The organism is Brevibacterium sp. R8603A2 (assembly GCF_023072605.1).
In the GTDB taxonomy this organism is placed as follows: Bacteria; Actinomycetota; Actinomycetes; order Actinomycetales; family Brevibacteriaceae; genus Brevibacterium; species Brevibacterium pityocampae.
In genome coordinates this window covers 1-13,045 of the sequence record NZ_JALLGN010000006.1, presented here as the reverse complement: position 1 = coordinate 13,045, position 13,045 = coordinate 1, and the positions used below count along the sequence as shown (strand labels likewise).

11 protein-coding genes and 2 CRISPR repeat arrays are annotated in these 13,045 nt (G+C 67.6%); of the genes, 7 read left to right on the top strand and 4 right to left on the bottom strand.

What is annotated here, in order from left to right:
- Positions 1–19 precede the first annotated feature (19 nt).
- A complete protein-coding gene (locus tag MTQ12_RS07185) occupies positions 20–568 on the top strand; it encodes a histone deacetylase (RefSeq protein WP_247425458.1) in 549 nt (182 codons plus the stop codon).
- Between the two features lie 16 nt (positions 569–584).
- Here the strand turns inward: MTQ12_RS07185 and MTQ12_RS07180 are convergent, their stop codons facing one another.
- Complete coding sequence (locus MTQ12_RS07180) at positions 585–884, bottom strand: helix-turn-helix transcriptional regulator (protein WP_247425455.1); 300 nt, start codon at positions 882–884, stop codon at positions 585–587.
- An 11-nt stretch (positions 885–895) separates the two neighbouring features.
- On the bottom strand, positions 896–1,246 hold the full coding sequence (locus MTQ12_RS07175; RefSeq protein WP_137318085.1) for a type II toxin-antitoxin system RelE/ParE family toxin: 351 nt from the start codon (positions 1,244–1,246) through the stop codon (positions 896–898).
- A gap of 75 nt (positions 1,247–1,321) precedes the next feature.
- Between MTQ12_RS07175 and MTQ12_RS07170 the strand changes: the two genes are divergently transcribed.
- Positions 1,322–1,498, top strand: coding sequence for a hypothetical protein (locus tag MTQ12_RS07170; RefSeq protein ID WP_175406794.1), 177 nt, complete (start codon positions 1,322–1,324; stop codon positions 1,496–1,498).
- A gap of 32 nt (positions 1,499–1,530) precedes the next feature.
- Here the strand turns inward: MTQ12_RS07170 and MTQ12_RS07165 are convergent, their stop codons facing one another.
- Positions 1,531–2,244, bottom strand: a complete 714-nt coding sequence (locus MTQ12_RS07165) for a TetR/AcrR family transcriptional regulator (protein WP_247425453.1) — start codon at positions 2,242–2,244, stop codon at positions 1,531–1,533.
- Positions 2,245–2,298: 54 nt separating this feature from the next.
- Here MTQ12_RS07165 and MTQ12_RS07160 point away from each other — a divergent pair, with 54 nt between their 5' ends.
- From MTQ12_RS07160 to MTQ12_RS07150, 3 genes are read left to right on the top strand one after another with little or no spacing between them, the layout of a single operon-like run.
- Positions 2,299–3,912 carry a carboxyl transferase domain-containing protein gene (locus MTQ12_RS07160; RefSeq protein ID WP_247425451.1) on the top strand — a complete coding sequence of 538 codons (1,614 nt, stop codon included), beginning with the start codon at positions 2,299–2,301 and terminating at the stop codon, positions 3,910–3,912.
- A 1-nt stretch (position 3,913) separates the two neighbouring features.
- Positions 3,914–6,031: an acetyl-CoA carboxylase biotin carboxylase subunit gene (locus MTQ12_RS07155; protein WP_247425449.1), complete on the top strand. Its 2,118-nt coding sequence runs from the start codon at positions 3,914–3,916 to the stop codon at positions 6,029–6,031.
- Positions 6,028–7,206: an acyl-CoA dehydrogenase family protein gene (locus tag MTQ12_RS07150; protein ID WP_247425447.1), complete on the top strand. Its 1,179-nt coding sequence runs from the start codon at positions 6,028–6,030 to the stop codon at positions 7,204–7,206. The genes MTQ12_RS07155 and MTQ12_RS07150 overlap by 4 nt, the downstream gene beginning before the upstream one ends.
- Positions 7,207–8,037: 831 nt before the next feature.
- A CRISPR array of direct repeats spans positions 8,038–9,460; the repeat unit is 36 nt; unit sequence GCCTCAACGAAGGGGCGGTTCCAGAGGAACCGCCGG.
- 59 nt (positions 9,461–9,519) lie between these two features.
- Here MTQ12_RS07150 and MTQ12_RS07145 read toward each other — a convergent pair.
- Complete coding sequence (locus MTQ12_RS07145; RefSeq protein WP_247425444.1) at positions 9,520–10,485, bottom strand: WYL domain-containing protein; 966 nt, start codon at positions 10,483–10,485, stop codon at positions 9,520–9,522.
- Between the two features lie 128 nt (positions 10,486–10,613).
- Between MTQ12_RS07145 and MTQ12_RS07140 the strand changes: the two genes are divergently transcribed.
- Both MTQ12_RS07140 and MTQ12_RS07135 read left to right on the top strand, forming a co-directional pair.
- Complete coding sequence (locus MTQ12_RS07140; RefSeq protein ID WP_101652357.1) at positions 10,614–11,009, top strand: RidA family protein; 396 nt, start codon at positions 10,614–10,616, stop codon at positions 11,007–11,009.
- Positions 11,010–11,088: 79 nt separating this feature from the next.
- Complete coding sequence (locus MTQ12_RS07135; RefSeq protein WP_247425442.1) at positions 11,089–12,075, top strand: IS481 family transposase; 987 nt, start codon at positions 11,089–11,091, stop codon at positions 12,073–12,075.
- A gap of 14 nt (positions 12,076–12,089) precedes the next feature.
- A CRISPR array of direct repeats spans positions 12,090–12,925; the repeat unit is 36 nt; unit sequence GCCTCAACGAAGGGGCGGTTCCAGAGGAACCGCCGG.
- Between the last annotated feature and the right edge of the window lie 120 nt (positions 12,926–13,045).

Below are 13,045 nucleotides of genomic sequence, written 5' to 3'. Positions count from 1 at the left end.
CGTCAGCTATGGATCCAATATGTCGCGCGAGCGCCTCGCCTGCTATCTGCAGGGCGGCCGGCCGCCGGGCGCGCAGGTGACCTACCGGGGAGCGCGCGACCCCTCGATGCCCCGCGCCGAGGCGGGCGTCGACCTGCCGGGCAGCCTCTACTTCGCCGGTGAGTCCCGCGTGTGGGGCGGTGGCGGAATGGCGTTCTACGACCACGACGTGCCCGGCCCCACCCCGGCCAAGGCCTACCTGGTGACCGCCGGGCAGTTCGCCGACATCGCCGCGCAGGAGATGCACCGCATCCCGGACCCCGATGACCCGATCGAGGAGATCGTCGTCGGCCTGGAGGAGAATGCCCGCCACCGGGCCGGCCCCGGCCACTACGAGACGCTCATCGATGTCGGTCGCCGCGAGGGCACCCCGATGCTCACCTTCACCGCACCCCACGGCAGTGCCGCCGTCGAGCACACCGTGCCCTCGACCCCGTACCTGTCGATGCTGAGCAACGGCCTGCGGGAGGCCCACGGGTGGACCGCCGACACCATCGAGACGCACCTCCGGTCCTGCATCGCCGCCTGAGTGGTGGGAACGGGTGTCAGGCGACCTGAACCCGTGAGTCTGCGGTGACGAATTCGATGGCGAGGTCGCCGCCCACCGCTTCCAGGTAGCGGCGAATCGTGCCGATCTTCGTACTCTCGAGGTCGCCGCGCTCGATCTTCGAGACCTGGCGCTGTGAGACGCCGATCCGTTGTGCCACCTCCACTTGAGTCAGACCAGCATCGGCCCGCAGTTCACGGAGTCGGTAGGCGCGCACTTCGCTGAGCATCCGTTCCTTGTGCGCATCGACGCGTTCGCGATCGATCGGGTGCTCGGCAAGGAACTCGTTGATCTTCATTGCCATAATGCTCACTTTCCTTCCATGGTGCGCAGATGTTCATCGAAGAGGTCGTCGGCACTCGGGATGTGTCTCCGATACCAGCTCTTCCAGCGTCCCGCCTTGTCTCCAGCGATCAAGAGGATCGCGTGGCGACGCGGGTCGAAGGCGAAGAGGATTCGCAGCTCCGACCGGCCGCTCGAGCCCGGTCGCAGTTCCTTCATGTTCCGGTGGCGAGATGCGACCACGGTGTCCACAAGTGGACGCCCCAGGTGCGGACCGTGTTCCTCGAGAAGTTCGACAGCTGCGACGACGTGTTCGCGGGAGTCGTCATCGAGTGACGCGAGCCATTCTGAGATCAGTTCGATGTCGACGACCCACATGGCCAAATTATAGAACTCCCGGGTTCTATCGTCAAAGGTTCTGGTGCTGGTTCCCGGGGACCGAGGTGAGGCTGGGTGTCACCTTCTCCTTGCTCGAGCGAGGTGCCGCTCCTCACCTTCACCGACGAGCTCACCTGGCAGGAGATCGTGAATACCGGCGATGTCCCGGCCGACGCCGGCCCCCGGCGGCTGTGTTCGCCAGCGAGCGCCGCCCCTGCTCCGGAGGCGGATGAGAAGGGCCATGTGTCCTGAGTCCTCGTCGACCGTGACTCACCGGCCCACAATCACTTCCGGTAAGCAACTACGTCGGCGACCCCCAGCGTCGCCAGGGCTGCTGCGCGGAGGCGTTCGGCGACCACCGCCGTGTCGATCCGGCGCACGACGTAGGGCGTCGAGTTCACCATGCCGAACACCGCGTGGATTGTCACCGTCGCAGCGTCCTCCGACAGCCCCGGCGCGTGCCGCCTCAGCGTGGCGACCCACAGCGACACGTACTGCCGCTGCAGGCGGCGCAGGCTGCTGCGCGCCTCGGCCGGCAGCGAAGTGAGGTCGCGGTCCTGGATGCGGATGAGCTCGGGCTCGCCGAGCGCGAACGCGAGGTGGAAGTCGACGAGCCGCCGCAGGACGCCCGCCGGATCACTCTCCCGCACCACCGCACCGTCCCCGGCCGAGGCGCCGCCCCCGTCCGAGGCGCCCGCATCGTCCGGCCCGCCCGTATCTGCCGACCCACCGCCACCGGCCGCGATCTCCTCGCCCCCAGCGTGGAGGTACTCCGAGATCCCGACGAGCAGCTCGGCGAGGATGTCCTCCTTCGACCCGAAGTGCCGGTAGACCGCCGGACCGGAGATCCCCGCGCCCGCCCCGATCTCCTCGATCGACACCGCCCGGAATCCCGAGGCGGCGAACAGCCGCTTGGCGTGGTCGAGGATCGCCTGCCGCCGCCGGGCCTTCGCGGTCTGCCGCGTCGTCGCGCCCGTTCCCTTGTCCATCGTGCTCATGGTCGCTAGGATACCAACTGAGTTAGCCTCAATTAACTGAAATGGGGATCATCCATGAAAGTGATCGGTTCACCGCTGAACACGACCACTGGCGCCGCCCACGCCTCGGCGCATGCCGAGCTCATCGCCGAGCTCCGCGAACGGATCGCCGCCACCGCGCGCGGCGGGTCCGAGAAGTCCCGGCAGCGGCACCTCGAGCGTGGCAAGCTCCTGCCGCGCGACCGCGTCGAGCAGCTCCTCGACCCCGGCTCACCGTTCCTCGAGCTCTCCCCGCTCGCGGCGAACGGGATGTACGACGATGCCTCGCCCGGCGCCGGCATCATCACCGGGATCGGCCGGGTCGCCGGCCGGGAGTGCGTCATCGTCGCCAACGACGCCACCGTCAAGGGCGGCACCTACTACCCGATCACCGTGAAGAAGCACCTCCGCGCGCAGGAGGTCGCCAAGGACAACCGCCTGCCCTGCATCTACCTCGTCGACTCCGGGGGCGCGAACCTGCCCAACCAGGACGAGGTGTTCCCCGACCGCGAGCACTTCGGCCGGATCTTCTACAACCAGGCCACCCTGTCCGCCGCGGGCATCCCGCAGCTCGCCGCGGTGCTCGGCTCGTGCACCGCCGGCGGCGCGTACGTCCCGGCGATGGCGGATGAGTCGATCATCGTCAACGAGCAGGGGACGATCTTCCTCGGCGGCCCGCCCCTGGTCAAGGCCGCCACCGGCGAGGTCGTCACCGCCGAGGAGCTCGGCGGGGGAGCGCTCCACTCCCGCACCTCGGGTGTGACCGACCACCTCGCGGCGAACGACCCGCACGCGCTCGAGATCATGCGCGACATCGTCACCACCCTCGCCCCCCGCCCGGCCCCGGCCTGGGAGCGCACGGAGCCCGAGGCACCTGCCTGGGACCCGGATGAGCTCACCGCGGTGGTCCCCGTCGACTCGAAGGTCCCCTACGACGTGCGCGAGGTCATCGCGCGGGTGGTCGACGGCTCGCAGTTCCAGGAGTTCAAGGCCGAGTACGGCACCACGCTCGTCACCGGGTTCGCCCGGATCGACGGCCACCCCGTGGGCATCATCGCGAACAACGGCGTGCTGTTCGGGGAGTCGGCGATGAAGGGCGCGCACTTCATCGAGCTGTGCGACCAGCGCGACACCCCGCTCGTGTTCCTCCAGAACATCTCCGGGTTCATGGTCGGCCGCGACTACGAGGCCGGCGGCATCGCCAAGCACGGGGCGAAGATGGTCAACGCCGTCGCCACCGCCCGCGTGCCGAAGTTCACCGTGGTCATCGGCGGCTCCTACGGGGCCGGCAACTACTCGATGTGCGGGCGCGCCTACTCCCCGCGCTTCCTGTGGATGTGGCCCAACGCCCGGATCTCCGTCATGGGCGGGGAGCAGGCCGCCGGTGTGCTCGCCACCGTCACCCGCGACCAGAAGTCCGCCCGCGGCGAGGACTGGCCGGCCGAGGAGGAGGCCGAGTTCAAGGCCCCGATCCTCGAGCAGTACGAGCAGCAGGGCAACCCCTACTACTCGACCGCCCGGCTGTGGGACGACGGGATCATCGAACCCGGTGACACCCGCCGCGTCCTCGCGCTCGCCCTCGAGGCGTGCCGCTACTCACCGCTGACCCGCCCACTCGATGCGCCCGGCTACGGCGTCTTCAGGATGTGACATGCTCTTCGACACCGTACTCATCGCCAACCGCGGCGAGATCGCGCTGCGCGTCATCCGCACCTGCCGCAGGCTCGGCATCCTCACCGTCGCCGTCTACTCCGACGCGGACGCCGACGCCGCCCACGTGCGCGCCGCCGACACCGCCGTGCGCCTCGGCCCGGCCGCGGCCAGCGAGTCCTACCTCGACATCAGCACGGTGATCGATGCCGCCCGGGCCACCGGCGCGCAGGCGATCCACCCCGGCTACGGCTTCCTGTCGGAGAACGCCGCGTTCGCCGCCGCCTGCGAGGACGCCGGGATCGTGTTCCTCGGCCCCACTGCGGCTGCGATCCGCACCATGGGTGACAAGATCACCGCCAAGCAAGCCGTCGCCGCCCACGGGGTGCCGCTGGTCCCCGGCGTCGCCGAGGCGGGACTCACCAACGAACAGCTCATCACCGCAGCCGAGGACGTCGGCTTCCCCGTCCTCATCAAGCCCTCCGCCGGCGGCGGCGGCAAGGGCATGCACGCGGTGTTCGACGCCGCTGAACTGCCGGCCGCGCTCAAGGCCGCCCGGCGTGAGGCCGCGAACTCCTTCGGCGACGACACGCTGTTCCTCGAACGACTCGTCGCCACCCCGCGCCACATCGAGGTGCAGGTGCTCGCCGACGAGCACGGCACCGTCGTCCACCTCGGCGAGCGCGAATGCTCCCTGCAGCGCCGCCACCAGAAGGTCATCGAGGAAGCACCCTCCGCACTCCTCGACGCGGCGGCCCGGGCGCGCATCGGCGAGGCCGCCTGCAACACCGCCCGTTCCGTCGGGTACCGGGGTGCGGGCACGGTGGAGTTCATCGTCGCCGCCGACAACCCGGAGGAGTTCTTCTTCATGGAGATGAACACCCGCCTCCAGGTCGAGCACCCCGTCACCGAGGAGGTCACCGGCGTCGACCTCGTCGAATGGCAGCTGCGGATCGGCGCCGGCGAGCGCATCGACTTCACGCAGGACGAGGTCACGCTCACCGGGCACGCGATCGAGGCCCGGATCTACGCCGAGGACCCCGCCCGCGGCTTCCTGCCCACCGGCGGCACCGCCCTCGACGTCGTGTTCCCGGAAGGGGAGGGCATCCGCGTGGATGCGGGACTGACCGCCGGGCAGCGGATCGCCACGGATTACGACCCGATGATCGCCAAGCTCATCGTCCACGCCCCGGACCGCCCGGCGGCCGTCGCGAAGCTCCGCGCCGCCCTGCAGCGCTCCACGGTGCCCGGCATCGTGACGAACATCGACTTCCTCCGCACCCTGCTGAGCCGCGAGGACGTGGTGGCAGGCGAACTCGACACCGGGCTCATCGACCGCATGAGCACGGGCAGCGAGCTCGAGCACACGCCGAGCGAGGCGGACTGGGCCTTTGCCGCGCTCGCCGTGCTCGGGGACGCGACGAAGGCCCGGACTTCTGACAGCGTGTGGAACCGGTCGAGCAGCTGGCGCACCTCCCAACCGCCCGTGCTCCGCGTACCGCTGACCCACGACGACGAGGAGCGCCTCGTCGAGGTCGACCTCGCGAGCGTGGACCTCGCCCGGTTCGAACGCGACGGGGCCGGCAGTGGTGGTGCGGGCACGGCAGGTGCCGGTGTTGCGAGGCCCGCGGGCACCTCGGCCCAGGCGCCCCGCGGCCGGGAGATCACGGTCCGGGAGGACGGGGTGGACCGGCGGGCCACGGTGTGGACGACCCGGGTGGTCGACTCCCGCGCGCAGCGGCCGACCCTGGAGATCTGGGTCCGCTCCGAGTCCGGCATCTTCCGGTTCACCCGCGCGGTCGCGGACCCGACGCTCGACCCCGGGGAGGCCGGCGCGGAGGTCACCGCTCCCATGCCCGGCTCCGTCATCGACGTGCGCGCCGCGGACGGTGACGCGGTCGATGCGGGCCAGCCTCTCATCGTCGTCGAGGCGATGAAGATGGAGCACGTCCTCACCGCCCCCATGGCCGGCACCCTGCATCTCCACACCGCGGCCGGCGCCCAGGTGGCGCTCGACGAGCTGCTTGCCACCGTGACCGATGACGCGGGCACCGACACTCCTGAGACCAGCGATTCCTCCACCGACGCAGCTTCGACAGACAAGGACGGCCAGTCATGACCACGACCTTCACCCCCGGAATGCTCCCCGACGAGTACGAGTCGCTGCGCAGGAGCGTGGCGAAGTTCACCGATGACGTCGTCGCGCCGGTGAGCGCGGAGCTCGACGCCAAGCACGAATTCCCCTACCAGCTCGTGGCGAAGATGGGTCAGATGGGCCTGTTCGGCCTGCCGTTCGCGGAGGAGCACGGCGGGATGGGCGGGGACTACTTCGCGCTGTGCCTGGCGATCGAGGAGATCGCGCGGGTCAACCAGTCGCTCGCGATCACACTCGAGGCCGGGGTGTCGCTGGGTACCATGCCCATCCACCGGTTCGGCACCGAGGAGCAGAAGCGCGAATGGTTGCCCCAGCTCACCGACGGTTCCGGCCTGGCGGCCTTCGGCCTCACCGAGCCCGAGGCCGGCTCCGACGCCGGCGGCACGAAGACCCGGGCCGTGCTCGAGGACGGCATGTGGACGGTCAACGGCGGCAAGTGCTTCATCACGAACTCGGGCACGGACATCACCCGGCTCGTCACCGCCACCGCAGTGACCGGCACCCGGACCGGTAGGGACGGGCAGGAGAAGCCGGAGATCTCGACGATCATGATCCCGTCCGGCACTCCCGGGTTCACCGTGGAGCCGGCATATGACAAGGTCGGCTGGAACTCCTCGGACACGCACCCGCTGACCTTCGACAACGTCCAGGTGCCGGAGGAGAACCTGTTGGGGGAGCGGGGCCGTGGGTATGCGAACTTCCTCCGCATCCTCGACGAGGGCCGCATCGCAGTCGCCGCGCTGTCTGTGGGTGCCGCGCAGGGCTGCGTGGACGAGTCGGTGCGCTATGCGAACGAGCGGAGGTCTTTCGGGAAGCCGATCGGGGAGTACCAGGGGATCTCGTTCAAGATCGCCCGCATGGAGGCCCGCGTGGTCGCGGCCCGCGCGGCGTACTACCTCGCGGCATCGCGGATGCTCGCCGGGCTCCAGTTCAAGAAGGAGGCCTCGATCGCGAAGCTCGTCGCCGGTGATGCCGCGATGGACAACGCGCGGGACGCCACGCAGATCCACGGCGGATACGGCTTCATGAACGAGTACCTCGTCGCCCGCCATTACCGGGATTCGAAGATCCTCGAGGTTGGGGAAGGGACGACGGAGGTGCAGCTCATGCTCATCGCACGGGAGTTGGGGGTGGGGTGAGTAGGGGCGTCTACTTCGCATGAGCAGGGGCGTGCTGTGAGGACGATTTGAGCGTTCCGCGATTGCAGGTTCATCCCCGGAGAATGACGCACACTTAGGTCAGAGCTCCACCAATCCGTGCACGGTACCCGGTGATGGCTGAGAGTGTGGGCGGATCGATAGTCGTGGCTATAGGGGCATGGAATTGCTGCTAGTCAATTTCGCACATGTTGAGTGACACCTTCCCCTCATGCGTTCGTAGCGAATTCTGATGGGCCATCGTGTCGAGTCGCGTCTCTCCTTGGTCGTCACGACGCGCTTCAGTTTCCCTGTCGTGGTGGACTGAATGAGAATGGTTGCGTCCTCTGCGTACCCGGCATTGAGGAATGCGTTGAGGCATTCCATAAGGTCACCGACCGTGGTCTGCCCGGAGCTGTGGGGCTGATCTCGAGCTGTGGTGGTGCCTGCTCGTGGCGGCGTTCCTACTCGGCGAGGTACACGAAGTCGCAGACGAGGATACCGGGAGTGGAAAGTTCGTCGTTCCGTTCTTACAGCTCCCGGTCCTCCGTCACACGATAGAGAGTGGCGGAAGTATCAACGGTCCGGAGTTCCATCCCTTCGAAGCTGCCGCCTCGGTACTGGTGAATAATGCTCATGGGGCCAGCCGAGGATTCGCGGCGGACAACGGACCTGTCTGAGGGTCGCGGCGGTCCTTAGTGAAGGCCGACTTACCGCTCCGAAGGGCGACTCCAGGAGAACCACCGGGTGCGCGAGTGTCAAGCCCAAACTTTGGGGGCGGCTCCAGAGGAGGCGCTGGAGGTACTTCGCACGGGTCGCCTCGGCCTTCGCGGTGCCCCTACGAAGGGGCGGCTATAGAGGATCCGCCGGGCGCGTCGCCCGGGCCGCCAGCGTGCACAAGTCGATGCCGACTCAACGAAGGGGCGGTTGCAGAGGAACCGCCGGCCAGGATGCGACGTGCCAGATCACCGCGGTGTAGAGGGCGCCTCAACGAAGGGGCGGTTCCAGAGGAACCCTCGGGGTTCGTGTGCCGCCGGGCGAGGGTCAGATACTCCTGGCCTCAACGGAGGGGCGGTTCCAGAGGAACCGCCGGGGAACGTCGACAGGACGGAGATGGACGACTGGAAGTTGCCTCAACGAAGGGGCGGTTCCAGAGGAACCGCCGGGATCCAGTAGTCTTTGCCGGCGACGATGCGGTTGCCGCCTCAACGAAGGGGCGGTTCCAGAGGAACCGCCGGGGATCGCATTCACGCCGGGAGGCTCTACGATGACGGCGCCTCAACGAAGGGGCGGTTCCAGAGGAACCGCCGGGGTGGACCCGATGGATGTGGTGCGCCACATCTGGGAGCCTCAACGAAGGGGCGGTTCCAGAGGAACCGCCGGCGGACGCGAGCGCATGTCCAAGGCGACGCTAGTCATCGGGCCTCAACGAAGGGGCGGTTCCATAGGAACCGCCGGGTGGGGCTACACGGACGCTGCCGGGAAAACATGGGAGCCTCAACGAAGGGGCGGTTCCAGAGGAACCGCCGGACGGGTGCTCCGTCTGGGTGGCCGAAGCGTTCTCAGCCTCAACGAAGGGGCGGTTCCAGAGGAACCGCCGGCCAACTAAGGTGACGTCATACACGCCCTTGGAGCATGCCTCAACGAAGGGGCGGTTCCAGAGGAACCGCCGGTTCCGCGGGGCTGAACGTCTCCGTCTCGCACTACTAGCCTCAACGAAGGGGCGGTTCCAGAGGAACCGCCGGAGTTTCGCGGACCGGATCTCAGCGGACAGCTCGAAGCCTCAACGAAGGGGCGGTTCCAGAGGAACCGCCGGCCGGACCCAACGGGGAATGCTGCGACGAACAACGCTGGCCTCAACGAAGGGGCGGTTCCAGACGAACCGCCGGGTGAAGTCTCCGAGGTCGATGAGCGGTGCGGTGCCAGCGCCTCAACGAAGGGGCGGTTCCAGAGGAACCGCCGGGTAGGCGTCTAGTCGCGCGCATCGAGCGTCACCTCCTCGCCTCAACGAAGGGGCGGTTCCAGAGGAACCGCCGGTACGGTCACTGCCCGGCCTTCCGTTCCAGCCCGAGGGAGCCTCAACGAAGGGGCGGTTCCAGAGGAACCGCCGGCGCACATCGTCCGCGCCGTGAGCTCCGAGCAGACGGTGCCTCAACGAAGGGGCAGTTCCAGAGGAACCGCCGGTCGGCATCTCCCTGTACATCTGCCACCACACGATCGGGCCTCAACGAAGGGGCGGTTCCAGAGGAACCGCCGGGTGGTCATAGTGGTCTCCTTCTAGTTGTACTGACCGGACACGTTAGTCGGTACGGATCGTCAGGATCGATAACGTGCTGCCAACGCCTGGGCACGCACGTACAGCGCATCGCGGACGGATTCTGGCGCGAGTACGTCGGCGTCCGTGCCAAGGCGCCACACCGCCCATACCGCGTGGCGCAGGTCTTCGAAGGTCACGTCGAGCCGGACCCAATCATCCGGCTCCGGTTCCTCGGCGCGGACTGCTCGGGCGTTCTCCAGCAGCTCCTCACGACGTGACGTCTTGATGCGGATGACGACGGGGATGTGGTTCTCGGAGAGGAACTGTGCGGTGCGCTCGGCCCAGATGCGGTCGAGGTCGACCTGCGCAGGGCGTTGCGCCGGTTCGGGGAACACTTCGGCGCTGAGCATCCGAGACAGACGGTAGGTCCGATCGTCTCCAGACCTCGTCGCCAGCAGGTAGGTGTGCCCGCGGACGGTGACCAGTCCAATCGGATCGACGGTTCGACGACTCGGTGCCTTGCCGGGTGCCGCATAGTCGAAGCGCAGCCGGCGGCCGGTGAGCACCGCGGTTCGGACTTCGCTCATGACGCCGTCGGCCAAGTCTTCGGTGGGGGCACGGCGAGAAAGCAGGTCGGTCTCCGGCTCCACGAGAAACCGTTTGGCCGCATCACCGAGGCTCATCTGGTGCCCCTCGGGTAACGCGTCGACGACCTTGCGCATCGCGGAGGCCAGTGGTGCGCTGAGGCCGAAGACCTTCTCACCACGGTTTGATCCGGCGGTGAGCAGCGCGAGCGCCTCGTCATGGTTCAGTCCGGTCAGTTCGGTGCGGAAGCCGGGAAGCAGCGAGAAACCGCCGTGTCGACCACGGTCGGCGTAAACGGGTACGCCCGCGGTCGAGAGGGCGTCGATGTCACGCAGCACGGTCCGCGTGGACACTTCGAGCTCTCCGGCCAGCTGGTCGGCGGTCATCCGGCCTCGCTGGCGCAGCAGCAGCACCAGAGAGACCAGTCGGTCTGCTCGCATGCATCGGATTTTACCAAAAATCATGACACAACATGTCATGTTTCCTCGGAAGGCTGGTAGAGCAGCGTCGAGGACGGCGACCACAGGGTTGCCGGGCGCTGGGCAACGAGCGAACGAACGGAGCAGCAATGAAACGCACGGCAGTGAACCCGGTGACGTGGTCGCAGGAGATGGGCTTCAACCAAGGGGAGGTCGTCGAGGGTGAGGCGCGGACCCTGTACATCTCCGGGCAGACGGCGATGGATAAGGACGGCCGGCCCGAGCACGACGGGGACATCGCGGCTCAGCTCGCGCTGGCTGTGGCGAACCTCGAGGCCGTGCTCGCCGAGGCCGACATGACGCTGGCGAACCTGGTTCGACTCAACGTCTACACGACCGACGTGGACGCGATGTTCCCGCACTACGGCGTGCTCGCCGGGAAGCTCGGGGCGGCAGGAGTCGCCCCGACTACCACGATGCTCGGCGTCACCCGCCTGGCGATCCCCGGCCAGATGGTCGAGCTCGAAGGAACCGCTGTCGCATAACGTTTCCCCCCTTTTGAACCTCATCTCGGACGGTCAGCAGGGTAACCCTGCTGACCGTCCGACAGTCCTAAGGAGTCCCATGTCCCACGCAAATGCCGCTCTGACTCCCCGCCATCGCCTCAAAGTCGCTTGCCTGGTCGTAGATGGCGGTTGGCCGATTAGCGAGGTCGCCGCTCGCTTCCAGGTGTCCTGGCCGACAGTGAAGCGGTGGGTTGACCGCTACGCAAATGGCGAGTCGATGCACGATCGGTTCTCGCGGCCGAAGACCTCGCCGCACAGGACGAGCAAGGCGACGACGAAGCGGTGCGTGAGCCTGCGCCTGAGACTTCGCGAAGGGCCGGTTCAGCTCGCGAGCAGGCTCGGTATCGCGCCGTCTACCGTGCATCGAATCCTCACGAGCGTCCGGCTGAACCGGCTCGCATACCTAGACCGCGCCACAGGCGAACCTGTTCGCCGTTACGAGCATGACTATGCCGGGTCGCTCGTGCACGTGGATGTGAAGAAGCTCGGGAACATCCCCGACGGCGGCGGCTGGCGCTATGTCGGCCGCCGCCAGGGCGACAAGAATCGCTCCGCTACGCCGGACAAGCCCCGCAGCAAGTGGTACAACCCCACGCTCGGGTACGCATTCATCCACACCGTCATCGACGACCACTCCCGCGTTGCCTACACCGAGGTCCACGACGACGAAACTGCCATCACTGCAGTCGCCGTCCTGCGCCGGGCGGTCGGCTGGTTCGCCGACCGCGGCGTCACCATCGAGCGCGTCCTGTCGGACAACGGCGGGGCGTACCGCTCGTTCCTGTGGCGCGACGCCAGCGAGGAACTATCGATCGCACCGAAGCGGACTCGCCCGTACCGGCCGCAGACCAACGGGAAAGTCGAGAGATTCCACCGCACCATGGCCGAAGGGTGGGCCTACGCCCGCTGCTACCGCAGTGAGCAGGAACGCCGCGACGCCCTGCAGTCCTGGCTGCACCAGTACAACCAGCATCGGCCGCACACGGCCTGCGGCAACCAGCCGCCCTTCTCGCGATTAACCAACGTCTCCGGTCAGTACATCTAGTTGTCTGGTTGTCCGCCTCAACGAAGGGGCGGTTCCAGAGGAACCGCCGGTGAGGGACGCGGGGAAGATGTAGCCGACCGAGATCGCGCCTCAACGAAGGGGCGGTTCCAGAGGAACCGCCGGGCGCCCAGATGTGCTCCTGGATCTGTCCGTCATATCCGCCTCAACGAAGGGGCGGTTCCAGAGGAACCGCCGGCTGCCTGGACCACAGCGCGATTGCGTGCGAGATTCCGCCTCAACGAAGGGGCGGTTCCAGAGGAACCGCCGGCCGTCCACACTGGTGCGGTGCGGTCCCGGTTCGTCCGGCCTCAACGAAGGGGCGGTTCCAGAGGAACCGCCGGATGGCTGGTCCGGCAGGACTGGCTGACGTCGTACATGCCTCAACGAAGGGGCGGTTCCAGAGGAACCGCCGGCGGCACAGCCGACGGAGACCTGCGAGGTGATGTCGATGCCTCAACGAAGGGGCGGTTCCAGAGGAACCGCCGGTCGGCCCCATGTACGAGATCACCGACGCCCACACCCGGCCTCAACGAAGGGGCGGTTCCAGAGGAACCGCCGGAGCTCGCTTTGGAGAGCCTTAGACAGCCGATCCGCGCCTCAACGAACGGGCGGTTCCAGAGGAACCGCCGGTTGCCAGTCCAGCCGCCACGAGCGGAGTCATCTGCAAGCCTCAACGAAGGGGCGGTTCCAGAGGAACCGCCGGGTGTAGGCGGTGAGCCACTGGGTCAACTGTGCGCGGGTGCCTCAACGAAGGGGCGGTTCCAGAGGAACCGCCGGCGGTCTGGATGGTCTCGTGGATGACGGGGCACTGCGGGCCTCAACGAAGGGGCGGTTCCAGAGGAATGAATCGTCCTTGGTTTGATTGAGGGTAAGCCAAACATCCTGAAAGGACATCGATTCTCTGATGGCCCCGTCGAAATACCCCCAAGAACTCCGTGACCGGGCGACCCGGTTGGCCGTAGAGGCCCGT